24 protein-coding genes, 1 pseudogene and 2 riboswitches are annotated in these 25,954 nt (G+C 58.1%); of the genes and pseudogenes, 9 read left to right on the top strand and 16 right to left on the bottom strand.

Annotation, left to right across the window (positions count from 1 at the left end; translation table 11 throughout):
• The first annotated feature begins 11 nt into the window (after nt 1–11).
• The 3 genes from TAMC210_RS03605 (at nt 12) to TAMC210_RS03595 (ending at nt 2,730) form a co-directional block, all read left to right on the top strand.
• A complete protein-coding gene (locus tag TAMC210_RS03605; RefSeq protein WP_173297412.1) occupies nt 12–1,601 on the top strand; it encodes a glycoside hydrolase family 57 protein in 1,590 nt (529 codons plus the stop codon).
• Nucleotides 1,602–1,813: 212 nt separating this feature from the next.
• Nucleotides 1,814–2,299: a flavin reductase family protein gene (locus TAMC210_RS03600; RefSeq protein ID WP_173297411.1), complete on the top strand. Its 486-nt coding sequence runs from the start codon at nt 1,814–1,816 to the stop codon at nt 2,297–2,299.
• Nucleotides 2,300–2,322: 23 nt separating this feature from the next.
• Entirely contained in the window at nt 2,323–2,730 is a 408-nt protein-coding gene (locus TAMC210_RS03595; RefSeq protein ID WP_173297410.1) for a PaaI family thioesterase, read from the top strand.
• Here the strand turns inward: TAMC210_RS03595 and TAMC210_RS03590 are convergent.
• From TAMC210_RS03590 to TAMC210_RS03570, 5 genes are all read right to left on the bottom strand, one after another.
• Nucleotides 2,719–3,531, bottom strand: coding sequence for a thiamine pyrophosphate-dependent enzyme (locus TAMC210_RS03590; protein WP_173297409.1), 813 nt, complete (start codon nt 3,529–3,531; stop codon nt 2,719–2,721). The genes TAMC210_RS03595 and TAMC210_RS03590 overlap by 12 nt on opposite strands.
• Before the next feature lie 22 nt (nt 3,532–3,553).
• Nucleotides 3,554–4,714: a transketolase C-terminal domain-containing protein gene (locus TAMC210_RS03585; RefSeq protein ID WP_173297408.1), complete on the bottom strand. Its 1,161-nt coding sequence runs from the start codon at nt 4,712–4,714 to the stop codon at nt 3,554–3,556.
• Complete coding sequence (locus TAMC210_RS03580) at nt 4,707–4,979, bottom strand: 4Fe-4S binding protein (RefSeq protein ID WP_173297407.1); 273 nt, start codon at nt 4,977–4,979, stop codon at nt 4,707–4,709. The genes TAMC210_RS03585 and TAMC210_RS03580 overlap by 8 nt, the downstream gene beginning before the upstream one ends.
• Nucleotides 4,976–5,539, bottom strand: coding sequence for a 2-oxoacid:acceptor oxidoreductase family protein (locus tag TAMC210_RS03575; protein WP_173297406.1), 564 nt, complete (start codon nt 5,537–5,539; stop codon nt 4,976–4,978). Before TAMC210_RS03575 ends, TAMC210_RS03580 begins: the two co-directional genes overlap by 4 nt.
• Before the next feature lie 222 nt (nt 5,540–5,761).
• Nucleotides 5,762–8,233: a sugar phosphate nucleotidyltransferase gene (locus TAMC210_RS03570; protein WP_173297405.1), complete on the bottom strand. Its 2,472-nt coding sequence runs from the start codon at nt 8,231–8,233 to the stop codon at nt 5,762–5,764.
• A 176-nt stretch (nt 8,234–8,409) separates the two neighbouring features.
• Here TAMC210_RS03570 and TAMC210_RS03565 point away from each other — a divergent pair, with 176 nt between their 5' ends.
• On the top strand, nt 8,410–8,637 hold the full coding sequence (locus TAMC210_RS03565) for a TOBE domain-containing protein (RefSeq protein ID WP_217267235.1): 228 nt from the start codon (nt 8,410–8,412) through the stop codon (nt 8,635–8,637).
• A gap of 718 nt (nt 8,638–9,355) precedes the next feature.
• Here TAMC210_RS03565 and TAMC210_RS03560 read toward each other — a convergent pair.
• Nucleotides 9,356–10,420, bottom strand: a complete 1,065-nt coding sequence (locus tag TAMC210_RS03560; protein WP_173297404.1) for a PD40 domain-containing protein — start codon at nt 10,418–10,420, stop codon at nt 9,356–9,358.
• Between the two features lie 377 nt (nt 10,421–10,797).
• On the opposite strand from TAMC210_RS03560, the gene TAMC210_RS03555 reads away from it, so the two are divergent.
• Both TAMC210_RS03555 and TAMC210_RS03550 read left to right on the top strand, forming a co-directional pair.
• Entirely contained in the window at nt 10,798–11,076 is a 279-nt protein-coding gene (locus TAMC210_RS03555; protein WP_173297403.1) for a type II toxin-antitoxin system prevent-host-death family antitoxin, read from the top strand.
• Nucleotides 11,073–11,494: pseudogene (locus tag TAMC210_RS03550) on the top strand (putative toxin-antitoxin system toxin component, PIN family). The gene TAMC210_RS03555 and the pseudogene TAMC210_RS03550 overlap by 4 nt, the downstream one beginning before the upstream one ends.
• 207 nt (nt 11,495–11,701) lie before the next feature.
• Here TAMC210_RS03550 and TAMC210_RS03545 read toward each other — a convergent pair.
• A complete protein-coding gene (locus tag TAMC210_RS03545; RefSeq protein WP_173297402.1) occupies nt 11,702–13,063 on the bottom strand; it encodes a glycosyltransferase family 4 protein in 1,362 nt (453 codons plus the stop codon).
• Between the two features lie 107 nt (nt 13,064–13,170).
• On the opposite strand from TAMC210_RS03545, the gene TAMC210_RS03540 reads away from it, so the two are divergent.
• From TAMC210_RS03540 to TAMC210_RS03530, 3 genes are read left to right on the top strand one after another with little or no spacing between them, the layout of a single operon-like run.
• Nucleotides 13,171–14,334, top strand: a complete 1,164-nt coding sequence (locus tag TAMC210_RS03540; protein ID WP_173297401.1) for an NEW3 domain-containing protein — start codon at nt 13,171–13,173, stop codon at nt 14,332–14,334.
• A 2-nt stretch (nt 14,335–14,336) separates the two neighbouring features.
• Nucleotides 14,337–15,293 (top strand): ABC transporter ATP-binding protein, encoded by a 957-nt coding sequence (locus TAMC210_RS03535; protein ID WP_173297400.1) that lies wholly within the window; start codon nt 14,337–14,339, stop codon nt 15,291–15,293.
• Nucleotides 15,290–16,294 carry an ABC transporter permease gene (locus TAMC210_RS03530; protein ID WP_173297399.1) on the top strand — a complete coding sequence of 335 codons (1,005 nt, stop codon included), beginning with the start codon at nt 15,290–15,292 and terminating at the stop codon, nt 16,292–16,294. The genes TAMC210_RS03535 and TAMC210_RS03530 overlap by 4 nt, the downstream gene beginning before the upstream one ends.
• Before the next feature lie 338 nt (nt 16,295–16,632).
• Here TAMC210_RS03530 and grdD read toward each other — a convergent pair whose 3' ends face one another.
• The 9 genes from grdD to TAMC210_RS03485 form a co-directional block, all read right to left on the bottom strand.
• The gene (gene grdD / locus TAMC210_RS03525) at nt 16,633–17,814 is read right to left on the bottom strand and encodes a glycine/sarcosine/betaine reductase complex component C subunit alpha (protein WP_173297398.1); all 1,182 of its coding nucleotides are present in this window, start codon (nt 17,812–17,814) and stop codon (nt 16,633–16,635) included.
• A gap of 10 nt (nt 17,815–17,824) precedes the next feature.
• Complete coding sequence (gene grdC / locus TAMC210_RS03520; RefSeq protein WP_173297397.1) at nt 17,825–19,366, bottom strand: glycine/sarcosine/betaine reductase complex component C subunit beta; 1,542 nt, start codon at nt 19,364–19,366, stop codon at nt 17,825–17,827.
• Nucleotides 19,367–19,433: 67 nt separating this feature from the next.
• Complete coding sequence (grdB, locus tag TAMC210_RS03515; RefSeq protein WP_254388485.1) at nt 19,434–20,750, bottom strand: glycine reductase complex selenoprotein B; 1,317 nt, start codon at nt 20,748–20,750, stop codon at nt 19,434–19,436.
• A 23-nt stretch (nt 20,751–20,773) separates the two neighbouring features.
• The gene (gene grdA, locus TAMC210_RS03510; RefSeq protein WP_173297396.1) at nt 20,774–21,247 is read right to left on the bottom strand and encodes a glycine/sarcosine/betaine reductase complex selenoprotein A; all 474 of its coding nucleotides are present in this window, start codon (nt 21,245–21,247) and stop codon (nt 20,774–20,776) included.
• Between the two features lie 29 nt (nt 21,248–21,276).
• Complete coding sequence (locus TAMC210_RS03505) at nt 21,277–22,563, bottom strand: glycine/sarcosine/betaine reductase component B subunit (protein WP_173297395.1); 1,287 nt, start codon at nt 22,561–22,563, stop codon at nt 21,277–21,279.
• 30 nt (nt 22,564–22,593) lie between these two features.
• Nucleotides 22,594–22,911, bottom strand: coding sequence for a thioredoxin family protein (locus TAMC210_RS03500; protein ID WP_173297394.1), 318 nt, complete (start codon nt 22,909–22,911; stop codon nt 22,594–22,596).
• 63 nt (nt 22,912–22,974) lie between these two features.
• Nucleotides 22,975–24,198 carry a thioredoxin-disulfide reductase gene (gene trxB, locus TAMC210_RS03495; protein ID WP_173297393.1) on the bottom strand — a complete coding sequence of 408 codons (1,224 nt, stop codon included), beginning with the start codon at nt 24,196–24,198 and terminating at the stop codon, nt 22,975–22,977.
• A 38-nt stretch (nt 24,199–24,236) separates the two neighbouring features.
• Nucleotides 24,237–24,707 (bottom strand): GrdX family protein, encoded by a 471-nt coding sequence (locus tag TAMC210_RS03490; protein WP_173297392.1) that lies wholly within the window; start codon nt 24,705–24,707, stop codon nt 24,237–24,239.
• A 74-nt stretch (nt 24,708–24,781) separates the two neighbouring features.
• A riboswitch (glycine riboswitch) is annotated at nt 24,782–24,879 on the bottom strand.
• A gap of 3 nt (nt 24,880–24,882) precedes the next feature.
• Nucleotides 24,883–24,990, bottom strand: a riboswitch (glycine riboswitch).
• Nucleotides 24,991–25,365: 375 nt separating this feature from the next.
• Entirely contained in the window at nt 25,366–25,914 is a 549-nt protein-coding gene (locus TAMC210_RS03485; RefSeq protein ID WP_173297391.1) for a chromate transporter, read from the bottom strand.
• Nucleotides 25,915–25,954: the final 40 nt, after the last annotated feature.

The following is a 25,954-nucleotide window of genomic DNA, read 5'->3' as shown; positions in this document are numbered from 1 at the left end:
AAGGTGATGTTATGCCCTTAGGCTACGTGGCTCTGGTACTCCACGCCCACTTGCCCTATGTGCGTCATCCCGAAGAAGAATATTCCCTGGCCGAGAAATGGTACCATGAAGCGGTTACAGAAACTTATGTACCCCTTATCCGGGTGCTGCAGCGGCTGCTGGAAGACCGCGTTCCCGTCCGGCTGACGGTTTCCTTGAGCCCTCCCCTGGCCAGCATGATGGCCGACGATTTTATCCAGAGGCGCTACCTGGCCTATCTGGAACGCCTGCGGGAGCTGGCCGCCAGGGAGGTTTGGCGCACCCGCAATGATGCCCGCTTCCATGTTGTGGCCCGCATGTATCAAAGACTGTTTGAGGATACCTACCGTACTTACACCTTCTATAAGGGCAACCTGGTGGCCGCCTGGCGCGAGCTCCAGGAAGCGGGGGCCGTGGAGATGATAACCTGTGCTGCCACCCACGGTTATCTTCCCCTCATCGGGCTGCAGCGGGAAGTGGTAAGGGCCCAGGTCCAAACGGCCGTTCAAAATCACATCCGCCTTTTCGGACAGCCCCCGGAGGGATTGTGGCTGCCTGAGTGCGGCTACAACCCGGGAGACGATGCCATCTTGCGCCGGTACAACTTGAAATACTTTTTCGTGGATGCCCATGGCCTCCTTTACGCCACTCCCCGTCCCCGGTACAGCATCTTCGCCCCGGTTATGACCCCTTCCGGTGTCGCGGCCTTCGGGCGAGACCTGGAATCTTCCGAACAGGTGTGGAGCGCCCAAGAAGGTTATCCCGGGGACTTCGATTATCGCGAGTTTTACCGGGACATAGGCTATGATCTGGACTTCGAATATATAAGGCCCTACATCCACCCCTCAGGTCTGAGGGTGGATACGGGATTGAAGTATTACCGCATCACAGGTAAGACCAATTTGAAGGAGCCCTACGTTCCCGAGTGGGCCAGCCGGAAAGCCCAAATCCATGCCGGCAATTTTCTTTTTAACCGGGAACACCAGATACGGTACCTGGCCGCCCATATGGACCGGCCGCCCCTCATAGTCTGCCCTTACGATGCCGAGCTCTTCGGCCACTGGTGGTTTGAGGGTCCCCAGTGGCTGGAATCCCTTTTCCGCCAGGTGGCGGGCTTAAGCCACCGGCCCTTTGGGTTTCTTACCCCCAGCGACTACCTGGAGCGCTTCCCCAAGAATCAGCCGGCCACCCCGTGCATGTCCAGCTGGGGGAACCACGGCTACAACGAAGTATGGCTGGACGGTTCCAACGACTGGATCTACCGCCACCTCCACAACGCCGCCGAGGCCATGATCACCTTAGCCAACCGTTATGTCCGCCCCAGCCCCCTGGAAGAGCGGGCCTTGAACCAAGCGGCCCGCGAGCTCTTGCTTGCCCAGAGCAGCGATTGGGCCTTTATCATGAAAACGGGCACCATGGTGGAGTACGCAGTGGAAAGGACTAAAAAACACCTCCTCCACTTCTGGGAGTTAAAGGCCGGTATGGAGAGGAAGGAAATAAACGAAGAAAGGCTGCGGGAAATAGAGGAAAGGGACAACATTTTCCCGGACCTAAACTACCGGGTCTTCGCCAGCGAGGCCTGAGAAAGTGGGGGGTGCAGTCCCGGTTTCGGTCTGATCCCGTCCGGCTGCTGCCAAGGTTAGAGCTTTTTCGGCGGCGGTCTGCCCTTTCCGCGCGAGGAACGGGGATAAGGCCGCAAAGGTTCAGCCCGTCGGCAAATGTCAGCCCGCCGTCGGACCATATGGTATAATAATACAGGAAGGTAGAGGAAAACTTACCAAGGGGGTATCTAACCATGCGCGAGGCGCGTGTTGAAGAAGCGTTGGGACTGCTTGTGTGCCCCTGCGCGGTTATAGGGGCCAAAAAAGGGGAGGTCCACGACCTCACCACCGTGGCCTGGGTTACGCAGGAATCCATGGACCCGCCCCAAATCACCGTAGCCCTCCATCCCCAGCGATATGTGCTGGAGCTCATCCGGCAGGCGGGAGAATTCGTTCTTTCCCTGCTGGCTCATGATCAGGAAGAAATAGCCAGCTTCTGCGGCTCCCGCTCCGGAAGGGATACGGACAAGATCAAAGCCCTGGGGCTGGAACTGGAGCCGTCCAGGAAGGTACATACTCCGCGTTTGAAGAGGGCCCTGGCCAACCTGGAGTGTAAGGTTGCAGGGCAATATACCAGCGGGGATCACGTCATCGTGGTAGGCCGGGTCGTTGCCGCGGACATGGATCCCGACCCGAAGCCCCTCCTGTTCTACCGCCACCAGGTCACTCCCTGGAGATAACTTGGAAAGAAGGGTTAATTCCTATGGGTGCTCCCGAAAGGGCTGCCCAGCGGCATCTTTGTTTTGGCTGCAGCCCCGATAATCCCCTGGGGCTGCATTTAGAATTTTTCGCCCGGGAAGACGGTTGCGTTGGCACCCGTTTCACCCCGGGCGTATTCCACCAGGGCTATCCCGGCATGCTCCATGGAGGGCTGATCACCACCATCCTGGACGAATTAATGGCCAACCACCTGGCCCGGATGGGCTACTGGGCGGTTACCGCCCGAATGGAGGTGCGCTTCCGCAAGCCCCTACCCATAGGGCAGGAGCTCACCTTCTTCAGCCGGCTTGTTAAGAAACGACCGCCCCTTTTCCAACTGGAAGCCTGGGCCGAACTGCCCACCGGCGAGGTGGCGGCCGAAGCCCGGGCGGAAATGATGTTAAGAAAGTAAATGGGCAAATCTGGCCTGGAGGGACCAGTACTCCTCTATCGGCCGGGGGTTATCGATCTTCTTCTGGGTCAGACGCCCCTTTTCATACTCCGCCAGGGGCCACTGCCCCGTCTGGACGGCCAGGCGGGCCAGGTGCACGGTCAAGTGGCTGGGGTAGCCCCACCCCGGCGGGCAGGGAGCCAAGACGTGGATATAAGCGGGCCCCTTTGTTTCTTTGGCCTTATGTACTTTTCGCAGGTAATCCTGGGGGTAACCTATGCTGGCTGTGGCCGCATAGGGTATGTCGTGGGCGGCTACGATGCGCATCATGTCCTTTTTGGCGCGGTCCTCGCCCTTTCCTCTAAGCCCTACAGGGGTAGTGGTGGTACGAGCGCCCTGGGGAGTCGAGCTGCTCCGCTGTACGCCGGTGTTCATATAAGCTTCGTTATCATAGCACAGAAAGATGAAATTATGCCCGCGCTCAATGGCGCCGGAAAGGGCTTGCAGCCCTATATCCACCGTACCGCCGTCTCCGGCCACGCCCAGGACGTGGACGTCTTCCCTGCCGCGGCGTTTGAGACCTGTGGCTACCCCGCTCACCGCCGCGGCCGTACTAGGGAAGGTCACGTTGACGCAGGGCACTTTAAAGGCTAGTTGGGGATAAAAGGTGGTAACCCCCAGGAGACAACTGGGCGTGGTCACGATGACCGTCCGGGGCCCCAAGACTTTCAGGGCCAGCCTGACGGCCAGGATGCCTCCGCACCCGGCACAGGCGAAGGATCCATAGACCAACTCTTCTTCCGGTAGCTCTGTAATTTTCACCGCCGTCTTCCCTCCCAGCCTCTCAGGATTGAGCCGCAGCTACCTGGTGCACGGCCCCGGAGCTAGCAGCCAGGCACCGCCGGAAAATATCCTCAATGTCGGCCTGCCGGATGTCCTGCCCGCCCAAGCCTAGTATAAACCCGGCTACCGCCGGCGGCTTCTCCAGGCCCAGCAGGGCCGCCTTTACCTCCGTGCAGACCGCACCTTCGTAGCCAAAAGAGCAGTTGCGGTCCAGGACGGCCACCACCCGGGTCCCGGCCAGAACCCGCCGCAGCTCTTCCGCCGGGAAGGGGCGCAGGGCCCGCAGGCGCAAGGCACCTACCCTCCTGCCCTCCTGCCGCAGCCGGTCCACCACCTCCCTGACGGTACCCATGGTAGCTCCAAGGGTGACCAGGACAACTTCGGCACCCTGACAGCGGTAGGGAACCACCAGCCCGCCGTACCGTCGGCCGAAAATTCTATAAAACTCCTCATCCACCCGGCAGATGACGTCCCGGGCTCGGTCCATGGCCGCCTGCTGGGCCTGCTTGAAGGCGGGATATATATCAGGACCGGCACCTACTCCGAAGACCAATGGCCGTTCGGGTTCCACTACTTCCCGGGGCTTATAGGGCGGGAGGAATGCATCTACGACTTCCTGGGCGGGAATTTCCACGATTTCCTCGGTATGGGAAAGAACATAGCCGTCCAGGCAGACCATGACCGGGGTCAGGACTTCCGGGCATTCGGCTATCCTATAGGCCTGGAGGCAGGTGTCCAGAGCCTCCTGGGCGGTTTCCACATAAAGCTGTATCCACCCTGTGTCGCGGCAGGCAATACTGTCCTGGTGGTCGGCCCAGATGGTCCATGGGGCGGCCAGGCCGCGGTTGGCCACGGCCATAACCACCGGCACCCTGCTGCCGCTGACATAGTGCAACATTTCAAACATATAGGCCAGGCCCTGGGAAGAAGTGGCCGTGAAGACCCGCATGCCCGTCACCGCCGCCCCGTAACAGGCCGTCAGGGCGGCGTGTTCCGATTCTACGCGAATATATTCGGCGTCCAATTCCCCCCGGGCAATTTGAGCCGCTATTTCTTCTACCACCGGCGACTGGGGCGTGATGGGGTAAGCAGCCACCACTTCCACTCGGGCGAGGCGTACGGCCTGCGCCACCGCTTCGTTGCCGTTTATGTATTCACGCACTTGTTTCACCTTCTTCCCCGCCGGGTACAACTTCTTCTACCAACTTCAAGGCCTGGCGCGGACACTCGTGGGCGCAGATACCGCACCCCTTGCAGTAATCGAGATCAATAGTTATGTACCCTTTTTCTCTCTGAATGCACCCCTCAGGGCAAAAAAGCCAGCATATTAAACAGTTGTTGCACCTGCCGGCCTGCAGCACCGGCCGGGCCGTCCGCCATGATCCGGTACGAAACTTAAGATGTGGTGTGGGTAAATTCGGAATCATTTCTCCCGCCTGCCTTTCCTTACTTCCTCTCCCCACCTGAAGCTGGCTTCCACCAGGCGCCAGTTTTCCTCCACTGCCGCAGCAGGCAGGAGGTCGGCCGTAGCTCTCTTGACCGCCTCTAGATTAACCCAACCGGTAAGGCCGGCCAGGGCGCCCACCATGGCCGTGTTGACCAGCAAGGTCCCCAAGATCTCCCGGGCCATACCAGCGGCGTCCAGCCGGTAGAGGTTTACGTCGGAGGGAGGAGAAACCTTTAAAGGGGGAGGAACGTTGACCAGGGCGCACCCTCCCGGCCCCAGGCCCTGCCATATATCCCCACCCCCCAAGAGAGAAGCATCCAGCACTACTACCCAATCGGGCCGGTAAATTTGACTCCGATCCCTGAGGGGTCCGTCGGCCAGCCGCGTAAAGGCCGTGACGGGGGCTCCCCGGCGCTCGGTGCCGAAGGAAGGAAAGGACTGGGCAAACTTGCCCCCGTAAACCGCCGCCGCCCGCCCCAACAGGCGCGCGGCGGTGACCACTCCCTGGCCTCCCCGGCCGTGCCACCGAATCTGCAACACAGGCGCCCTCCTTTGTCTTCGATTTCTCTCCCGTGCCATCCACACTTTGCCTTCATCAGCACTCACTTTATTATACTCCAGCCGGGAGGGGCGGGAAAAGGGCTCTGGGCCGACCCGGGCCGGTAGAAAGACTAGCGGCCGGCAGCCCGGGGAGAGGCCGGCCGGTTTCCGGGGGAAGGGGTTGCGGGTTGCGGGTTGCCGGCTAAGCCAGAAACCTAAGGTTTAAAGCCCGGGGGACTCACCCCTGCGGATAATCTCCTGCAGTCTCTTCTCGTAGAAGGCGGCCAGTTCCTCGGCGGCCTCCTGGCTGAAGGCCTCACTGTACACGCGGTACAAGGGTTCTTCTTGGTCGGGCAGTACCAGGGCCCATCCCTGGGGATAGCTTACTTGGATGCCGTCCAGCAGCTCCACCCGGCGCCCATCTTCTTCCCCTACCAGGGACCGCATGACCCTTCCTTTGGCCTGCCAAGGACAGGGGACCAGCCTGGTACTTCGATAAACGGCCGGCAAGCCGTCTACAGCCTCGGCCAAGGACAGATCATGCCTTGCCAGCCAGTCTATCAGGTAGGCCAAGGCCGCCAGGGCATCGAACTGCAGGTTGAACTGGGAGTAGCGGCCGGGGCCGTCTTCCTCCAGTACGGCCTGGTGCACCAGGCCGGGATGATTCTTGACTCGCCGGATGCGCCCGCCCAGGTCAGCAGCCACGATCTCCGCCGCCCGGGGAGCCACCATGGGCAGGGCCAGGGTTTTGCTTTCGGTTTCCTCCAGGTAAATGCGGGTCAGGAGGGCAGTCCGCCGCGCCTCATCCACCAGGAAACCGCCCGCATCCAGGAGCAAAAGCCTTTCAGCATTCTTGTCGATGACGGCGCCCAGCTCGGCGCCGTAGCGGCCTATTTCCCGGGCAAAAAAGGGGAGCTCCCGCTGGATCTCGCCCCAAGTGCGGCGGGGAGCGAAGTCCAGGCGTATCACTTCACACCCGGCCCGGGAAAGGAGACGTGACGCCGTTTCGGCGCTCCCTTCCTGGCAGCCCAGGGCCACTCGCACCCGGCGGCGGGTTATCTTATCCGTATCTAGGGTGCCCAGCAGATAATCAAGGTAGGCCTCCACCAGGCCCGGCTGGTAAGCAGCTTCGGCAATTTCCTCTCCCTCTACCTGCCGGACGTCTTCCCGCCAGAAGATGTTTTCCACCTTGCGCACGTCTGCCGGGGGAAGGTCGGCTCCCCTTCCGTTCACCAGGTGCAGCCACACCTTACCCCGCACTCCGGCGTCTTCCTTCAGGTGGCAGGCCCCGTTAAGCTCCAGGGAGCGCACGGCAAAGCGGAATACCGGCATAAGGAGGCGGCCCATTTCTACTACTTTGACTCCCGTACTCATGAGGCCGGCGGCCACGGCTTTGGCCAGCATATCGCCGGCGGGCCCCGCGAAGGCGCTAACGCCTACGGTGGCGCCGGGCTTAAAGGTGGCGCCGAAGGCGGCCCCCAGCCTGGCCGCCTGGGAGGGGGTAAAGTCCCCACCTAAGAACCCGGGGGCGGCGCTCCCGGTGAACAGGGGGCGTCCGGTACCCTGGCCCCAGACGAGGGATTCCCGCAGGACGGAGTCCTGGCCCACGCATTTTTCCGGCCAGACCTTCACTTGAGGGCGTACCTCGGCCCGGGCCAGGATACGGCCGGCGTCCCCCACCACGGCTCCCTCCAGCACCCGCGCCCCCTCTTCCACCGAAACGCGGCTGAGGAGAATGCCACCCTCTACCCGGCTTCCGGCGCCCAGGGTCACTCCGTCCCAGAGTATGGCCCGCTCCGCCCTAGCGCCCTCCCCCAGCCGGCAATATGATCCCAGCACCGTATAAGGACCCACCCTGGCTCCCGGCCCGATGCGGCAGAATCCCCCTATAAGGACCGGCCCCCGGATTTCGGCCATGGGATGTATTTCCACCCCTTCTCCGGCTACCAGGCCGTTGCCCCGGTCCTCCCCCACTATCCTTACCCTGGCCTTACCGGAAAGGATGTCCTGGTGGGCCTGCCAATACTGGGTAATGTTGCCAATATCGCACCAGTATCCTTCCAGGGTAATGCCATAAAGGGGCTTAGCTTCTTTCAATAACAGGGGGAAAAGGTCCTTGCTGAAATCAAAGGGCCTGTCCGGGGGTATCAGGTCCAGGACTTCCGGCTCCAGGATATAAATGCCCGTATTCACCCGGTCGCTGAAGACCTCACCCCAGCTCGGCTTCTCCAGAAAGGCTCTAATTTTACCGTCGGGATCGGTAATGACTACCCCGTATTCCAGGGGATTCTCCACCTGGGTGAGGACTAGGGTGGCCAGGGCCCCCCGTTCCCGGTGAAAGGCCACGGCCTCTCGCAGGTCAAAATCCGTAAGGGCGTCTCCGCTCACCACCACAAAGGTCTGGTCCAGGAAAGGGGCAGCATTTCTTACACTCCCGGCGGTGCCCAGGGGGGTAGTCTCCACGAAATAGTGCAGGTGAACGCCGAAGTCCGACCCGTCACCGAAGTATTCCTGGATGAGGCCCGGCAGGTATTGCAAGGTGACACCGATTTCGGCAAAGCCCTGCCGGCGTAAAAGATCCACACAGTATTCCATGACCGGCCGGTTGGCTACCGGAACCAAAGGTTTGGGTCGCCGGCAGGTCAGGGGACGAAGCCGGGAGCCTTCGCCCCCGGCCATGATTATCGCCTTCATATCCTACCTCCCGCTTAGTCCGGATTACCACCGTTTAGCATTTTGCCCCTTCTGACCTAAAAAAATTCCCTAAATGCTTTACCCTAACCTCCGGCCTGCGACAACCCGCCCTGGGGCGTAGCACTTATGCAGCGGGGCCTTTAGGAGGACACTATAAGGAGTAGGCGGGCAACCTGTTGAATAGGGAGGTGGTAAAGGTGAAGATCAGCGGCCGCAACCAGTTGAGAGGGACTGTCCGTCACATCGCAACCGATGGTTTGATGGCGAAGGTCGTCGTCGACATCGGCGGTAGACAAAGCATAACCGCGCTCATCACCGGAGAGGCGGCCAACGACTTGGGCCTGGCCGTAGGCGACCGAGTTACTGCCCTGATTAAGGCGACTTCGGTGATGATCGTAAAATAGAAAAGCCGGTCGAACTTGCGACCCGCGGTCTTGCCGGCGGGTCTTTTCGGGCCTCCTACTAGAAAGCGGTTCCCTCTTTTTACCATCAGACGCCTATTTGACTACCCTTACCCTTGTTCGCTTGCTTTTAAATCCAATTAGGCTTCCCTAGAGAAAGCCGGGAATACGCCAAAGATGGTCCTCATTCTCAAGATACCGGTGGTAAAGCCGCATCAAATCCGCTACGGTATACTCATGGCGGCGAGCGGCTTCCCGGAATGGCGTGAGTCACCCCGGGAACCTCCTGGCTTTGGACATGCGGTGGAAGTTAGTATGCGATTACATCTTTATCTTAGGCCCAGGTAAAGGTTCAATGAATTTGAGAACCATATTGCCAGTAACAAGGAAATTAGTACTTTAAATACGACCATTCTAGCAGTTGTTTGTTTCTGCTCTGGAGGAAAGAGTATTCCTATTGACCAGAAAAACAGTGCAGCGACAATAATCACTGGATAAAGTTTGACTAAGAGTTGAATAAAAGCTGTTAAATACCAAGGTTGCAAGATATCCACCTCCTTCCTTCGTTATTGCCTTATATTTTGCTGTCCATGGGAGGGCCCTAGAACAACTCCTCCTTGAGGCGTAAAAATATCACCGGGCTGAAATATTACGTAATCCGGTAGCAAACCCCAAGAACCCTAAATTTCCACCAGGCATAAAGCGGTAAGAACCCTCTTAGTCACACCTTTACCATCTCTTGGTAAGCGTATAGTTTGCCACCGGCGGCAAAAATTACTCTCCCATCTACCCACTCGGGGCTCCCACCTTGCTCAAAAGTCTTACCTTCCGGTGCGTCCAGCGAAGTTACGGCCATGGAAGCACAATCAAGAATGAGGAGTTTAGTCTTGGCCTGGGCATCTTGAACGTAAAACGCCACTTTTTTGTTATCCTCATCCCATCCGTAGAAGCCTTGCGTCCTAAATCCTTCCGGTACAGCGATATAATAGGACTTCCTCTCCTCAAAATTGAACACATAATGATCAGGTTGAACTAGCCCGTCTTTTGAAGGATTGTAAATGATATATTTACCGTCTGGAGAAGCACCTGTAATCATTATTTCATGATTAACTAAGACCTCGGTTTTCCCTGTATTCACATTCACACTTTTCAGTTCGCCGGCGGCTCCCTGGTATATAACCACTTCATAATTTGCCCAGCACACCGGTACTATCGAGCCTCTATCCCTTTCGTCTACCAGCAACCTGGTATTGCCCTGCAGGTCCGTTAGCCATAAAGACGAGTTGCAGTTTCCGGGATAGCCAAGCCGGTTAGAAGAAAATGCTATGTTATTCTCGTCAGGCGAAAGTATCGGTTGGCTCACCCAGTAAAGAATGCGTTCGTCCGGATCTATTCCCCGCTTGGCCAACTCCTCTTTCTTTTTATATAAATCTTGCTGGGATATATTGCCTACGACTTCGGGCTGAATATTCTTCGGTTGATCAAGCGTAGCAAGATCAGCTACCCATAGACTTTTGTGAGCCAGATCCGTAAAAACTACTCTCTTTTTACCAACCGTAAGATAAAGAGGGCCGCCTTCTCTGGCCGGGCGAACCGAGACAACCTGGCCGTTTTTCATTATTTTCACTAATTGAAAGCTATATTCGTTTGGTTTACCTTTGTTAATAGTAATGGAAACCGTTTCGGTTGGCGTTTCTTTAAGCTTATTATCTACCAGGACATAAGCCCCTGTAATGGTTCTCTCCCCAATTCCGCCGCCCTCCTTTATCAGAACTTCCCCAGCCATACCCCGCAAGCGATGAACTAAAATTTTCATATACGGGTTGCTAGCACTAACTCGAGTTAATCCGAAGACTAAAATACTAAGGAGCAAGAATGACCCCATCAAAAAAAGAAGTTTTCGTTGTCGAGTAGACATATTGATTCCTTCCTTTCCTTAAGGAAGCATAAAAAGTGCCGGCGAAGTGTCTGCTCGCCGTTCTTCCACCTCTTGAGGTTTTTCCACCCCTGTTATACCACACAGGGGCAGGTGGCCGCTACCTCTAGCCTTTTTCCTTTCACTGCCTACTGAAATTTTGCAGGCCCTTGGTCATACTTGATCACCTCAAGAATGCATATTACACTTAAGGAAAAGGTCAATGTTAAGATTAAGGGGGTGTAAAGATGGAACGCATAGCCGGCATAAACGAGGTTCGGCCTAAACTTACTTCCTACATCGAATCTCTAAAGGATGGCTCGCCCGTAATCATTACGATCAATAGTGAACCTAAAGCTGTGCTCATGGATTACGAAAAATACCGGTTATTGCAGAAATCCGCCGAAGAAAATAAAAGGCTGGCCTTAAAAGCAGCCCTGGCTGACGTTAGAGCCAGAGCTGCTATGAATAATTTAACTCCGGCAGATATAGAAAAAGAGATTAAGGAGTACAGAGAAGGTAAATGAAAGTAGTTTTGGATACAAATGTAGTTATATCAGGTCTGTTGGCGACGGCAGGCCCACCTGGCCGTATAGTAGATCTCTGGGTAGACGGGAAATCGAAGTTGTGGTTAGCCCAGCGATTATAGCGGAATATATAGGGGTCTTCCTTAGACCACAATTTGCCAAAGTCGGCACCTTAGAAGAAAGGCAGCAATTGTTGCAAGATTTAATCACTCTTAGTAACACTATTTTGATTCTGCCCCATGTAGAAATTAATGTTATTAAAGCTGACCCAAGTGATAATCGCTTTTTAGAATGCATTAAAGCAGGAAAACCCGATTGTCTCATATCGGGTGACAGCCATTTACTCGCCCTGGGTGAATATGAGGGAATTCCCATTATTACTCCACGTGAGTTTTTGGAAACTCTATGGAAGCACTAAACGCCCGCCAAACAGGGCCAAAACAACCCCCACCTCACATCCTTGGTGAAGGCTCCAAAGACCGATGATTCATGGAGCAAACACGAGGCAAAGTCTTGCACTGCCGCAGGAGTTGGTCCCCAGCCTCTTTACGGCGCGGTTCCGGGAAAATTCTGCGGGGCGGCCACCCTTAGCCTTTACTAATGGGCCCGCGCGGCCGGATACGGCCTAGAGCAGGCGATCCCTTCCCCGGTCTTGATTGACCAGGGCCGCCCGGTGGCCCACCAGGTCGTAGCGTCCGCTGAAGGGGGGCATATGTCTCTGTGGCTCCTTTTGCTCCCTATTGCTGCCCAGGGCCAGGGCGTAGCGCCGGATCTTCTCCCTGAGGGATGGCCTTTCCGGCCAGGGGGTGCGGCGGTATTCCTCGTAGACCGAGGTGTAAAGTTCCCAGGTGCGCCGGGCTATCTGCCGCCAATCATAGACCTCCTTCACCAGGCGCCTGCCCCCCTCCTTCACCCGGGCCGCCAGGGCAGGATCTTGCAGAAGGGCAACAATGTTGTCGGCCAGGGAATGGGTATTTCCGGGAAAGGCCCGCATGCCGTTAATCCCGTGGGTAACGATCTCTTTCAAGCCCCCGGTTTCGCTGACCACCACCGGTACTCCGGCGGCCATGGCTTCCAGGGCTACTATGCCGAAGGGCTCATAAAGGCTGGGAAACACCGCCACTTCCGCGAGGCGGTAAAGCTGGTTGCGGGTGCTGTCGTCGACGTATCCCGTGAAGCATACCTTGTGGGCGATTCCCAGCTCCCAGGCCCGGCTCTTCAGTTCCCCTTCCATGGGGCCCTGTCCGGCCACTACCAGTTTGGCCTCCGGGCACCTGGCCAGCACCTGGGGCATGGCTTCCAATAGCACCTGAACTCCTTTTTCCACCACCAGGCGGCCGACGAAGAAAATTATCCTTTCCTGGGGCAGGGCATACCGCCGGCGCACTTCAGGAGGGGGATCGGCCTCACGGAACTTGGAGGGCATGACGCCGTTGGGGATGACGGTAATTTTATCCAGGGGGACCTGGAACAGCCCCTGAACCTCTTCCCGCATGTGCTGGCTGCAAACTACTACGCGCCAGGCCTCGTAAGTAAGCCACCACTCTACGCTGTGGATGTAGCGCTGCAGGTCGTTATGTATCCCGCGATTGCGCCCGGCCTCGGTAGCATGGATGGTGGCGACCAGGGGGAGGCGATAGGCATGCTTAAGGGCACGGCCGGCAAAGGCCACGAGCCAGTCGTGGGCGTGAATCAAGTGAAAGGGACCGTAGTGCCGCCACAAGAATATGGCCTCCTCCAGGAACCGTATGTTGAGCTGCAGGACCCAGGTAACGAAGTCCGGGGCATGGACGGGGTAGGCTTCCACCCTGTGTACAAATACACCTTTTTCCTGCCGTTGCATACCGCTGGCCTCCGGCCGGCCTATAGTTATGACGTGTACGTCCTGACCTTGAGCGGCCAGGGCGTGGGTCAGGTCTTCAACATGCCGGGCCAGGCCGCCTACGCTGTGGGGAGGGTATTCCCAGGAAAGGTGAAGTAGACGCATCCTGCATCACCAGCTTTTAGTTTGCTCCAGGAAGGCATTATTTCATACCGTACGGGAGGATTTTGAAGCATGTTGTCGAACAAAAATTTATTCGGAGGTGCAGGATAATGGCCAGAAGATTAGGATTGCTTATTCTCCTTTGTTCCCTTTTCTGGCTTAACTTTTTCGTCATACTCCCGCCCGTTCTGGCCAGTAACGGGCTATCCCTCTCCACCGCCTTTCCCGGGATCGAAGTTCGCCCCGGAGAAACCGTAACCTTCCCCCTGGAATTGCGCACCACAGGGGTATCTAAAACCGTCGAGCTACAGGTAGTTTCCGCTCCTAAAGGCTGGTCGTCCAGCTTTAAAGGCGGAGGCATGATCATTAATCAGATCCTGGTCGCCCCCCAGGAGCCGGCTAAAGTAGATCTGCAGGTGGAAATCCCTCAGGACGTGAAACCCGGCACTTACAATTGCGTGGTCAGGGCTACCGGTGGAGGGAGCAGTGCAACCCTTTCCCTACAGATGGTTATTAAAGACGCCCCCAGCGGCAGCGATAAAATGGCCACCCAGTATCCAGTGCTGAGCGGTACGAGCACCACTACCTTCCAGTTCCGGGTCGACCTCACCAACAATGGAGCCCGGGAGCGCTCGTACAGCTTGAACGCCCAGGCTCCCCCCGGCTGGCAGGTAACCTTTAGCCCGGCCTACGACAGCAAGCAAATCGCCAGCTTAAGCTTGAAGCCGGGAGAAAGCCAGGGACTGGATGTGACCGTTAAGCCGCCCCAAGGGGTTAAGGCCGGCACCTATGAAATCCCCATTGAGGCCGTTTCCAGCAACAGCAAGGCCGGGGTAGTGCTCAAAGTGGTAATCACGGGTACCTATACCCTGGAAATTACCACGCCTACGGAAAGGCTTAACGCCGAGGCCACCGCAGGGGGAGAAAGCCCGGTTACTCTGCTGGTTAAGAACACGGGCAGCTCCGACATCCAGAACATTACCTTCACCGCTTCCCCCCCTTCCCAGTGGTCCGTGACCTTTGAACCGGACACCATCGACGTCCTGCCGGCCGGAGAAGCCCGGCAGGTGGTGGCTTATCTTAAGCCGCCTAAAGAGGCCATTGCCGGGGATTATGTGGTCAACATTACGGCCGAGTCGCCTGCGGCCAGCACTACGGCTACCTTCCGGGTGACCGTTAAGACCTCCACTTTATGGGGCATCGTGGCCATCCTGCTTGTTGTGGGTGTTATCGGCGGGGTGGCGTGGATTTTCCATAAATACGGGCGGCGATAGCCATGGGTACCGGTACGGCTATAATCGTTACGGAGAATTTAACTAAGCGTTATGGACCGGTAACGGCCGTCGAAGGACTGAACCTGGAAATCTATGAGGGCGAGATTTTCGGCCTTTTGGGACCCAACGGTGCGGGCAAGACTACCACTATCCTGATGCTGCTGGGCCTAACCGAGCCTACGTCCGGGCGGGCCCTGGTGGCGGGCCTGGATGCCATCCGTCAACCCCTGGCCGTTAAAAGGATAGTAGGGTACCTTCCCGATAACGTAGGGTTCTACGACGATATGACGGCCAGGGAAAACCTCCTCTACACGGCCCGCCTGAACCACATTCCCCCGGAGGAGAGCGGGAGGCGCATTGATTCCGCCCTGGAGCAGGTCGGCCTAACCGAGCACGGCGACCGCAGGGTAAGGGAGTTTTCCCGTGGCATGAGGCAGCGCCTGGGCATTGCCGATGTTCTCATAAAAGATCCGCGCATCATCATCCTGGACGAACCCACCCTGGGTATCGACCCGGAGGGCGTCCGGGAATTACTGGACTTGATCGTCCGCCTTTCCCGCGAAAAGGGGAAAACCATCCTTATCTCCTCCCACCTCCTCCACCAGATTCAACAGATCTGCGACAGGGTCGGCATTTTTGTGGGCGGCCGGCTCCTCGCGATGGGCCCCCTGGAGACTCTTGGCCGCCAAGTGATGTCCGGAAAGCCCCTGGAAATTGAGCTGCAGGTCCAGCCGCAGAACGACGAAGTCCTGTCTCTCCTGGCCTCCCTGGAGGGCGTCGAGGAAGTGTCGAGCCAGGGACCCTACATCCGTGTACGCTGTGCCAAGGGCCAGGACGTCCGTCCCCCACTGGCCGGGCTTCTGGCGGGGAGGGGAATAACCCTGCTCCACATGCGGGCCCGGGGTTACGACTTGGATGATATCTACCTGCAATACTTCCAAGGAGAGGGAAGACCATGAGGGATTGGCGCCAAGCACTCCGGGACTTTGTCCGTTGGTGGCGTGAGGCCTTCCGCAGTAGCGGTGGCTTGAAGGTTATCTTCCTCAAAGAGCTCGGCGACCACCTAAGCAGTACGAGGATGACCATTATCTTTTCCCTGGTCGCCGTGGCCTGCCTCTCGTCCCTTTACGTCGCGGGTCAAAACATCCGCCAGGCGGTGAGCGACGAAACCTCGGCCTTCGTGTTTCTGCGTCTTTTCACCACGAGCGGCGGCTCTTTGCCCCCTTTCATCGCCTTCATGTCCTTTCTGGGGCCCCTTTTGGGGCTGGCCATGGGCTTCGACGCCATAAACGGCGAATACCATAAGCGTACCCTGAGCCGCCTGCTGGCCCAGCCTATTTACCGCGACGACGTGATAAACGGCAAATTTCTTGCCGGCATTGCGGTGCTGACCCTTATGGTTGCCGTCTTGGGGCTGCTGGTGGCCGGGCTGGGCCTCGCCCTCTTCGGCGTTCCACCCCGGGGGGAAGAATTATTGCGGATGGTTGCTTATCTTTTGGTAACCGTCATTTATATAGCCTTCTGGCTAAGCCTGTCCTTGCTATTTTCCCTGGTCTTCCGCCAGACGGCCACTTCGGCCCTGGCCGGTATAGCCGTGTGGCTTTTCTTTGCCATCTTTGCACCTATGCTGGCCGGAATTATTGCCGATGGGCTGTTCCCCGTGGCCCAGGATTCTCCTGCCGACCTGGTGCTTCGCAACGCTGCCTGGAAGCAGGGGCTCAGCCGTCTTTCGCCGACCACCCTTTACGATGAAGCGACCATAACCCTGCTGAACCCCGATGTACGCACTTTGGGCCCCGTTCTGATCCAGCAGCTCATAGGAGCCGTTCCCGGGTTCTTGCCCCTGGGACAGAGCCTGCTCCTCATCTGGCCGCATTTGGTGGGCCTTATCGCCGCCACCATGCTCATTTTCGCGGCGGCCTACTATTTCTTCATGCGCCAGGAGATACGCACGAATTAATCCCCGTTACCCGGCCCAACTATTGCACCCCCAAAGGTCCTGGCAATTCCCCCGTGAGCCGGCGTCAATGTCGATAGGCCGGTTCCCCGAATTCCCATCCTCGGCTGCGCCAGCTGCCTTATTAAGCCGTGTCTCGCGCGAAGGCCTGCCCGGACATCTTCGACCCCGAGCAGGCCTTTTTAACCAAAGCCGGGAGCAGCTAAAAGTTCTTGCATTTCCTCCTGACCGCCCGCAACTAGGAGTAGCCATCGCGCCTGCAGAAAGCAAAGCCGCGGGTAAGCCAATCTTAACCCGCGGCTTTACGCGTCCACCCCCGAGGCAGGTCCCGGGTGGCCAATCTAAATATAGCCCTCCTGCCTCAGCAGGTTTCTAGCCGTCTCGGCGTCCTCGGGGGCTACCAGGATTACAGGGCCGGTGCAGCCCATCCCGCTGGCGGCGTAAATCCCGGCCTTCCACAGGGCCCGGACGGCCGCCTCCAATTCTAAGATATCGATACCGGGGATCTCCTCGCTCACGGGCTTTCTGGGCGGTTCCGGCACAGGAGCAGCCGTCTGTTCGCCTTTAACCTCTTCAGCGTCCCAGAGGCCCTCCAGACCGGCCCCTTTGGCCCTGGCCAGCTCTTCTTTATAAAGGGCAAGGACCTTACCCTGGGCCGCCTGCGCCGCATAACGGATGGCACCGGCTACTACCGGCGCTCCGGAGGCCCGGGACAAGATGAAAACGAGGTGACCATAAGTTTCCCCTATTCCCGGCCCGTAGCCGTAGCCCAGGGCCTCGTATTCCCCGCCGGTGGTAAAGGAGGAAAAGACCTTCATGAGGATGTTCCCGGTAAGGCTGTCGGTCACCATGACGTCGCAGGCGCCGGCCAGGAGATCGTTCCCCCGCATGACCGCTCCACCGTCGGAACGCACGGAAGTTGCGAACTCCAGGTCGTACCCCTGACTCTGCAGTTTCCTCAAGATCCGCTCCACCATGCGGGCGCCTTCAACGTTTAAAATGCCCAGCTTGGGCCGGGCGATGCCGCAAGCTTTGGCACAGGCGATGCCCGCCAGGGCGTTTTTTACCATGGCCTTTACCCGGTCGGCATCGGAGGTACCCGTAGTAGTGGCTATGAACATCTCCCGCCCCTTGCCGGGGGTAACCACCCGGCCTACGGTGGCCGTGCCCAGGGGGAAATTAAAATGCATGGTCACCGCCGCCTGGATCTCACCGGTTTTCAGAAGTGTTTCCATGGCCTGGTGCAGGTCCCTCTCGCAGTCACCGGCCGGGACATGGGAGATTCCCAGGCGGAGGGCTTCCTCCAGGCCTTCCACCTCCGGCCCTATGAGTACTACCTCGATATCGCTGTGACTGAGGACCGCTTCCACGGCCCCCCGGACCAGCTCTTCCCGGCCCACCTCGTTGGGGGACAGGGTAAGGCCCACCCGTACGCGGGGTACTACCGGAGCCCTGCCCTCCAGGGCATCGCCCAGCTCCAGGAAGACCTCCCCTATCGCCTGCTTAAGAGCCGAGCCGGACATACTCCCCACCTCACTCTCCCATAATCTCCCCGGCTACTCTGCGCAGGGCTTCGGCCACCAGGCGGCGAACTTCATCTTTGGGTAGGACATCCCCTTTACCCGGCACGTCTCCGGAGTTTTTCTCTAACACCAAGGACACGCCGTCGAAGAGGCCGGTCATCCTTCCCAGAAAGAGGCTGCCTTTACCGATGATCATGACGCGATTATACCGGCCGTTCATAATCCCCTCCCGGGCGAAAGCGAGGAAGGGCACCCCTGAGGGTATGTGACCCTGGGTCGGGGCATAACCGGGCATACCGTGCCGTTTGATAAAGTCCTCCAGCTCACCCCGCTGGATCTCGCCCTTCATTACGGCCAGGGCACCGATCATCTTATAGTTGGCCTTGGGGACGTTCCCGGCGCCGGCCGGCTCCGTAATTTCGGGGTTCTGCATTTCAGGCGCGTATTTGTCGATGTCGCCGATCCTTAAATTGCCCCTGCCCAGGGGCTCGGTAACCAGGGCCTCCATTACTGCCTGGGGGGTAGCCCCAGACCCTATCTTATGGCGGCCAATGATGTCGGTGCGGATGACCGGATTCGCCCCGTCGTTCTCGCCCACCAGGACGGCAAAGGCTCCCAGGACGTCCTCCAGCACCGGCATGCCCTTTTTCACGTGGTCCCGGCCGTTCATCCCCAGTTTGGCCACGGCACCCCCGCCGACAACCAGGACGTTCCTGTAAATACCCGCCTGGACTAAGGCCGCCGCCGTCACCAACCCGTGGGCCGGGCCGGCGCAGAAGGAACGCATATCCGCCCCTGTAGCATTGCGCAGTCCGCACATCTCACCGATGGCTTTGGCAAAATTCCCCCCGCCCCGCTGGTTCATGTCGCCGCACGCTTCTTCAGAGGTCTCGATAATGTATTCCACTTCCTCCCCGGTAGAACCCAGCAGTTTGAGGAGGCGCCGCACGGCCCAGATGGACGTGGCCTTGGTGACCAGGTTCTCCAGCATCACATGGGCCTGTAGGTTTTCATCCACATCATGGGCCCGGCGCACACAGCCCACCATCTGGCCGTCTAGCAGGAGCTCTTCGGCTCCTGTTTCGCGGACATACTTCTCGATTTCCTCTCGCTCGCTGCCTTCCTTCCATTTGGCAAAGTCCCCATCCTCAAAAAGCCCCGTCTGGAGCAGCTTTGCTTTAATGCGGGCCTGAAAATCCTTTTCCAGGTAGACGAGGTCGAAGCTGTCCGCCAGCTTCAGCAGCCCGTAGAGCAAGTCCTCGGAAACGATATCCCCAAACTTTCCTTGGGCGGAAGCACCTGTAAGCAAGTTGGAGTACCAGGGCCGGGATATGTTTTCCAGCTCTTCGGGCCGCAGGTTGCCGATGAAAACCTGATTGGGGGGATACTGTACCACTTCTTCATAAGACCTGAGGTGGGAGGGCAGTTGCTGGAGGTACTCCCCCTCCGGATTTTTCAGGCGTTCTACCTTCTGAGTGGAGCCTCCGGTGAGGAGAATGTCCGGAGAATGGAAAAGGGCGTAGGCGGCTCCTTTGAGAACCGGAAAGCTCATCTTCTCACCTCCCGCAAAGGCTTAAGGAAAGGTGGGCAAGGGTTCCTTGCCCACCTCGGTTCCGGCTTTAGTCGGCAAAGACCCTCTGCTCCTCCACTTCCGTCTGCAGGGCCCGCAGGGCCTTCATGACCAGCCTGCGCCGCAAGTTTCTCTCTTCTTCCCGCGAAAGGGCGGGATTGCCCAGGGGGTGCGGTATGGCCACGGCCGGCACTATGCGGTTGGCCCCTACGGTGAGGGAAATGGGTACAATGGTGCAGACGTGAACTACAGGGATCCCGGCTCTTTCGATTTCCTTTACCATCGTTGCGCCGCAACGAGTGCAGGTTCCTCAGGTGGAGGTGAGGATAACTGCCTGCACCCCGTCCTGTTTGAGTTCGGCGGCAATAGCCTGGGCGTACCTACGGGCGTTGGCCACCGAGGTCCCGTTGCCTACCGTGGCATAGTAGTAGCGGTGGAGCTCGCCGATGACCCCCTCTTTTTCCAGTTCCCGCATAACATCTACCGGCAGCACGCGGTCCGGGTCCTCGTTGGCGTAGACCGGATCATAGCCGCCGTGGGCCGTCTGATGGGTTTCGCTGGTCAAATCCGTTATGCCGGCAATATCGTATTTCCCGAACTTGGAGGCGCTGGAGGACTCGATCTTGTCGGGGTTGCCCTTGGGCACTATACCTCCGGAAGTTACTAGGGCGACCTTGGCACGCGCTAAGTCCTTGACCGCCGGATTGGGGGGCACCCGGTCGAAGACCGGCATGGGATATTCGGTCGTAAAGGGCTCGCCGCGGAGTTTCTTTACCAGCATCTCTACGGCGCGCCTGGAACCGCGTTCGGAGCAGAAGACGTTCCTGCGGATACCCCGGGGAAGGTAGCCTTCCTCTTCCGGCGCTCCCACCGGCTCCCCGCGGCCCAGTTTGACGGCCAACCGCGCCATAGGACCAACAGCCTGCCGCATGGCCGCCGCGGAATTACCAGTCTTAATAATATAGGCATAACGGCTGTAGAGCTCCACGCCGGGATTCTCGGGGTACATACCGGAAACCACCGGCTTCTTCAGGGTTTCCCAGACGCCCTGGGCCACGGCGCCGCAGGCGGTCCCGTAGCGGCCGGCATTAAAGGCCGGGCCGGCGACGACTACATCCGGATCGTATTGGGCAATGAGCCTGACTACTTCGGCCTTAGCCTCTTCCAGGTGTTCGGCAAAATAGGTATCCCCGCATATAACGGTGGCGACGACTTCCCCCTCCTGAGCCAGGGCCTGCTGCAGGGCCAGTCCCGGCCCTACAGTGCCCTCTTTGGCCATAGGAGGGACGTCCGCTTTCTCCTCGCCGCCTATCTGGCCGAAAAACTGGTTCAGATAATGGACGATGCGGACCTTCTTTTTTTCCACCCTTCATCCCCCTTTCCGGCTCCCTAGTATTTGCTGTATTGCTCCCGGATGGTCCGGACCTCATTGGTTATGGCTTCCACATCCAGCACCATTTCCATCATGCCGACCTGCTTTTCATATACCTCGGGGTCAACGGCCTCTTTGACCTCCGGCTCCAGAATATGGTACACCCTGAGTCCTAACTGGACTCCCGTCAATGGACCGGCAAAGGCGGGGTCGCCGTTAGTCACCGTTTCGGCCGTGAGGCCGGAAGCTTCGGCCTCCGCGCCGCCCAAAACGACGATTAAGTCGGCGGGATTATACTTCTCCGCCAGTTCCTTTACCCGCGCCTGATTTTCCAGGTCCATTGCGCCGGCCGCCGTTCAGACGAAGCATTCGGTGGTATTGAAAACGACTTCCCCGCCGGCGCTCTTAACGCATTCCTCTATGGCCGGACCCGGTACACCGTCCCGGTCCCCCAGGACGATGACCTTTTTGCCTTTGAAATCAACGGCCATACTCAATCACGCTCCTTTCCCTGAACTGTTTAATACTGCCGGGCCGATAACCGGCTAAAGCCCAGCTCGTTAGTCGAGCCGGTTATGGCCTGGATTTCTACTTTAATGCTGCCGTCCGCCTGCAAGCTGCCGGCAAAGCCGCCTGCCATAACGTCGGCAGTTTCGGGGTACCCGATGACCTTCTCCATGGGCGGCAGGGTGATGGTCTCGTTGGCGTTCCCTGCCGTTACTACGGCATCCGCCTCCGGAGCGGCGTCCGCCAGGGACTGGGAAGCGCCGTCCCGGCCGGCATACTCGTCGGTGATGAGCACGGTCTTGATGCCCTTGCGGGAGATCTTTACACAGTTCATAATCAGGTCGGTGTCGGGGTTCCCGAAGCCTTCTTCGGTAATAATGGCGCCCTCCGCGCCCAAGAACTCCACCAGCTTGGCCGTATAATTGGACGAACGCTCCTTGTCGGCCAGGGTGACGTTTTCGTTGGTGATGACCACGCCTATGAAGTTCAGGTCCTTGCCGTGGCGCTCATACAAATCCTCGATAACCGGGTTGTTCTGGTGATGATAAGTGGTGTTCTTGTCGCAGGCCGACACACAGTTCCCGCTGACAATGGCCCCGTCCATAACCTCCGTAGGGGAGATCAGGGTAGGCAAAATCCGCTTGGCATCCACGCCGTACACCCACGTGTCGTGGAGGAGCCCCTGGCTCTGGAGCATGTAAACATAGACAACTTTGGGCAGGTCCGGATAGCGGGCCACTGCCTGGGGGAGCGGGAGGCATTCGTATTCCTTCACCTCATCCGGCTCCACCTCCCGGCCGGCCTCACCCAGGAAGGCGGCCGCCTTGAGCCCCGCCATGCGCACTGCAGCCTCATGTTCGTGCTGGGGCAATCCTTTAACCGGGTCGATGACCAGGACAACGTTGTAGGTCTGGGAGAAGGGAGTGTACTCGGCTCCGGGGCCGCTCATATCGATAATGCCTTCCTGGAAACCGACGATTTTGCCGCAGGTCACCACCGCGGCCCCTTTCAGGACATGGGTACGGCCGCTGCCCACAGTTTCCACCTTGCTGACCATGCCGGGAAATACCCCGCCCGGCCCTTCCACTTTTACCCTCGGCTCGATCACATCTTTGACCGGTAAGATCCTTACCTTCTCTCCCGGCCGGGCCAGCTCCACTTTAACCCCGGCAATGCGCTCGTCTTCCTTGATCTTGGCTATCAGTTCCTCGGCGTTTACATACAGCACGCCTCCTTTGACCTTTGTTGCCGGGCCGAACTGGACGTCCCTTATGTGAATGTACCCCAGGGTTAGCTTCACAAGTTGCACCTCCTTATCTTGGCCTGGTCACTATAAGAGTTCCCGGATCTTGGCCTCCACTGCTTCCGGAGATACCTCCTCGGGAGTGAGAAGGGCGACCTTCTGGCCTCCCTTAAAGAAGCCCATGGCCGGCAGTCCCCTCACTCCCAGGGAAAGGGCCAGCCGGCGGTTTCCCTGGATGTTCAGTTTGGCGAATTTAACCTGGCCTTGGTATTTACCTTCCAGGGCTTCCATGTCCGGCATGAGGGCCAGGCACTTCTCGCAATTCGGGCTCCAGAAATCCACCACCACTAGCCCGGAAGCTCCCAGCACCTCGGCCTCAAAGTTGTCCTTGTGGACCTCCAGCATAGTACACCTCCTTTCTTCGTAGGCCATGAAGTTTATTTAACCTAGGCTTTCAGGCTAGCAGTTTTAAGAGATCAAGGAGGACAAGGCCTTCTCCATCTCTTCGCCTTCTAACTCCCGGATTTGCGCCACCACCTGGCCTTGCCGCAGGAGCAGGACGGCCGGGACTCGCTCAATGCCGTAGCGCCTGGCCACCTTGGTATTGCGATAGGTATCGATCTTGGTCACCTTAATCTTATCTCCCCACTTTTCCTGCAGTTTCTCGGCATCGGCCACCACCGGGAGGCTGGCTTCCACCATGGGGCTCCAGAAGACCAAGAGAACTGGCTTCTCCTGCTGCAGCACTTCCTGGCGGAAGAATTCCTCTTCGCGGATGTATTTCTCCGCCGCCATGGCGGCGATGGCCCCATCGGCCGCTGCCGTAACCACCTGGCGCAGGAATTTCTCCCGGCAATCGCCGCAAGCGTAAACCCCCTCCACCGAAGTTTCCATCATATCGTTGGCCTTAATATACCCCCGGGCATCCATTTCTATCTTGCCCTGCAGGAAGGAGGTGTTGGGAAGGGTCCCTACGAAGAAGAACACGCCCTCGGTAGGTAGTTCCTCCAACTGCCCGGTCTTGATATTCCGGATAACTACCCCGGTGACCGCCTCATCGCCCTTGATCTCTTCTACCACCGAGTTCCATTTGAATTTGAGTTTGGGATTGGCAAAGGCCCTCTCCTGTATCACTTTCGTGGCGTCCAGAATTCCCTCATCGTGGATGACGATCAAGGTGACCTCGGCCGCGAAATTGGTGAGGTAGATGGCCTCTTCCACGGCCGCATCGCCGTTGCCTACTACCACTACACTGGCATCGGTATAGAAATCGGCGTCGCAGGTGGCGCAGTAGGAGACCCCGCGGCCGCGGAACTCCCTTTCTCCCTTGATACCCAGTACCCTGGGCTCGGCGCCGGAAGCGATAATGACGGCCTTGGCCACATAAGTATCCTGTTTCTTGGTCTTTACTACCTTTTCGTAGCCGCTAAAATCCACCTCGACTACTTCGTCCTTGATAATCTGGCAGCCGAAACGCCGGGCGTGTTCCGCCATCTGGTCCGTCAGTTCGGCGCCGCCGGCCTTCAGGGTGCCGGGCCAGTTTTCAATGACTTGCGTGGTGGCAATCTGGCCGCCGTGGCGCCCTTTTTCCAAAATAACGGTATTCAACCTGGCCCGGGAGGCGTACAGACCGGCCGTCAAACCGGCCGGGCCGCCCCCGATTATAAGTACATCCACTTCTTTGGTGCCCATCTCAAACCACTCCCTTCTCGCAACTTAGACTACCCAGATTAACCTCCCTCCGGACGTCCCCCACCGAAGCTTCCGGAGTCCGTGCTTCCCAAGTCCACCTCTAGGCCTGGGTGCTCCCCGGCCCAAACTCCCTCCGCCTGGCCGAGCAGTTCCCGATCCAGACGCCGGAAATCCTCCAGGGTTTCGCCGTCGTAGTCGCGCTGGCTACCGACCTCCCTTTCCCTGGCTTCCATCATGGCTATGGCGTTTCCCATAAGGATAATAGAACGGGTATCCAGACCCGCGGGACGGCCTGGGGGCTTCAGCAGTACCACACTGCGGTAGGGGTTTTGCCAGGGCTTCAAGCTCCCCATGAGGGGATGGCTCAGCAGGGTATAGCCGCGGAAGATGAGCTTTTGAGCCTCCCGCAAAACACTCAGGGGCCCCTCTGGTACGAATAGGACCCGTCCTCGGACCGGCTTTATATCGGGGTTGTTGGTGATTATTAAGACCCGTTCCTGTACATTCATGTTAAATTTATTCTTCCCCACACCTCGCACCAAGACGACAAAAAGGCTATTCGCCCTTCTTAAGGGTGAATAGCCTCTGTCCTTCCACCTGAGAGAATAGGCTTTACGCCTTACCCCGTTGGTGTTCCCCCCTGCCGGGCCGCCCGGCTCCCAGGGGGGACGCTCTCCAGAGCCGCGTCCGAGAGTAGTACTTTTGCCTGAGAGTTTCTGCGGGGACTCCACCGCAGACCCCGCATTGCTCCTTCGGCGCCCGGCCTCACCGGGTCTCTCCTACTCTCTTCAACCGCCCTTCGATATTCAGTTAGACTTTATTGTTCGGGTTTTCACTAGTACTATATATTCGCCGCATTCTTAAATTCTCCTTCTCACTAACAAAAAATTATTTCCTCGCGGGAGACTCCCCACGAAGTGCCAGTATTGCCGTCAAAGGTTCCACCCGACGCCATGTTAACTCCTTACTTCAGAAGGACGATTACACCTACGCCGCCCTGGTTAAATCAGGCCGTCCGGCCTGGAATAGCCGGAACGGTTCCCCAAGTTCTGGGCAGCAAGGCGGTAACAGAGCTCCTTACCCAAAAGGCCAACCAACAAAGGGAGGGGCTCCGCGAGGCATTGCTCGGGGACGGCGCGCCTGCAGCCGAAGCCCCCGTGACGGACCTCACCGTAAGAAAAGCCCTCCTAAAATCAGAGAGGCAAGGACTCCCCAGAGGGGGTTAAGGTGGAGATAGTGAACGGACACAAAGAAAGCGGCAGCGATACCGAAGGGCAGCCAGCTAAAGGGACCGGTTCCGGCAGGCTCAAAGGTATACTTGGCAAAGTCCCAGGCCAGCATGGCCAGCATTACAAATACCACCGGCCTTACGCCGGCAACCATACCTTTAAAAAAGGTACTGTCTTTGAATTTCCCCAGGAGGGCGAAAAAGGCGATTAGCATGATGCCCGTGGGAAGAGTCACGGCCAACAAAGAAACCAACGCTCCCGGCCAGCCCGCCACTTTGTAGCCAATATACATGGTGAGCTTAGTAGCAATGGGACCCGGCAGGGCATTGCCGAAGGCTAAAGCCTGGCCGAATTCTTCCTTAGTAACCCACCCATAAACGTTAACCGCTTCATGTTCGTAAAGGGGTACGATCGAAGGGCCGCCGCCGTAGCCCAACAAGGTCGCCCGCCCGAAGCCGATCATAAGGTCCAGAAGGGTCTTTAGCATAGGGACTTTCCACCATCATCTACGCCGTCATTTGTTCTAG

Origin of the sequence: Thermanaeromonas sp. C210, from assembly GCF_013167955.1 — a bacterium.
Classification (GTDB): Bacteria; Bacillota; DSM-521; order Neomoorellales; family Neomoorellaceae; genus UBA12545.
Note: the sequence above shows the minus strand (reverse complement) of the source record. Positions and strands in the feature narration are given on the sequence as shown.

What these genes read in the sequence shown, in the direction of transcription:
- TAMC210_RS03605 (WP_173297412.1), top strand. Translation starts at nt 12, where the DNA reads ATGCCCTTAGGCTACGTGGCTCTGGTACTCCACGCCCACTTGCCCTAT.
- TAMC210_RS03600 (WP_173297411.1), top strand. Translation starts at nt 1,814, where the DNA reads ATGCGCGAGGCGCGTGTTGAAGAAGCGTTGGGACTGCTTGTGTGCCCC.
- TAMC210_RS03595 (WP_173297410.1), top strand. Translation starts at nt 2,323, where the DNA reads ATGGGTGCTCCCGAAAGGGCTGCCCAGCGGCATCTTTGTTTTGGCTGC.
- TAMC210_RS03580 (WP_173297407.1), bottom strand. Translation starts at nt 4,979, where the DNA reads ATGATTCCGAATTTACCCACACCACATCTTAAGTTTCGTACCGGATCA.
- TAMC210_RS03570 (WP_173297405.1), bottom strand. Translation starts at nt 8,233, where the DNA reads ATGAAGGCGATAATCATGGCCGGGGGCGAAGGCTCCCGGCTTCGTCCC.
- TAMC210_RS03560 (WP_173297404.1), bottom strand. Translation starts at nt 10,420, where the DNA reads ATGGCTGGGGAAGTTCTGATAAAGGAGGGCGGCGGAATTGGGGAGAGA.
- TAMC210_RS03555 (WP_173297403.1), top strand. Translation starts at nt 10,798, where the DNA reads ATGGAACGCATAGCCGGCATAAACGAGGTTCGGCCTAAACTTACTTCC.
- TAMC210_RS03545 (WP_173297402.1), bottom strand. Translation starts at nt 13,063, where the DNA reads ATGCGTCTACTTCACCTTTCCTGGGAATACCCTCCCCACAGCGTAGGC.
- TAMC210_RS03540 (WP_173297401.1), top strand. Translation starts at nt 13,171, where the DNA reads ATGGCCAGAAGATTAGGATTGCTTATTCTCCTTTGTTCCCTTTTCTGG.
- TAMC210_RS03535 (WP_173297400.1), top strand. Translation starts at nt 14,337, where the DNA reads ATGGGTACCGGTACGGCTATAATCGTTACGGAGAATTTAACTAAGCGT.
- TAMC210_RS03530 (WP_173297399.1), top strand. Translation starts at nt 15,290, where the DNA reads ATGAGGGATTGGCGCCAAGCACTCCGGGACTTTGTCCGTTGGTGGCGT.
- grdD (WP_173297398.1), bottom strand. Translation starts at nt 17,814, where the DNA reads ATGTCCGGCTCGGCTCTTAAGCAGGCGATAGGGGAGGTCTTCCTGGAG.
- grdC (WP_173297397.1), bottom strand. Translation starts at nt 19,366, where the DNA reads ATGAGCTTTCCGGTTCTCAAAGGAGCCGCCTACGCCCTTTTCCATTCT.
- TAMC210_RS03500 (WP_173297394.1), bottom strand. Translation starts at nt 22,911, where the DNA reads ATGCTGGAGGTCCACAAGGACAACTTTGAGGCCGAGGTGCTGGGAGCT.
- trxB (WP_173297393.1), bottom strand. Translation starts at nt 24,198, where the DNA reads ATGGGCACCAAAGAAGTGGATGTACTTATAATCGGGGGCGGCCCGGCC.
- TAMC210_RS03490 (WP_173297392.1), bottom strand. Translation starts at nt 24,707, where the DNA reads ATGAATGTACAGGAACGGGTCTTAATAATCACCAACAACCCCGATATA.
- TAMC210_RS03485 (WP_173297391.1), bottom strand. Translation starts at nt 25,914, where the DNA reads ATGCTAAAGACCCTTCTGGACCTTATGATCGGCTTCGGGCGGGCGACC.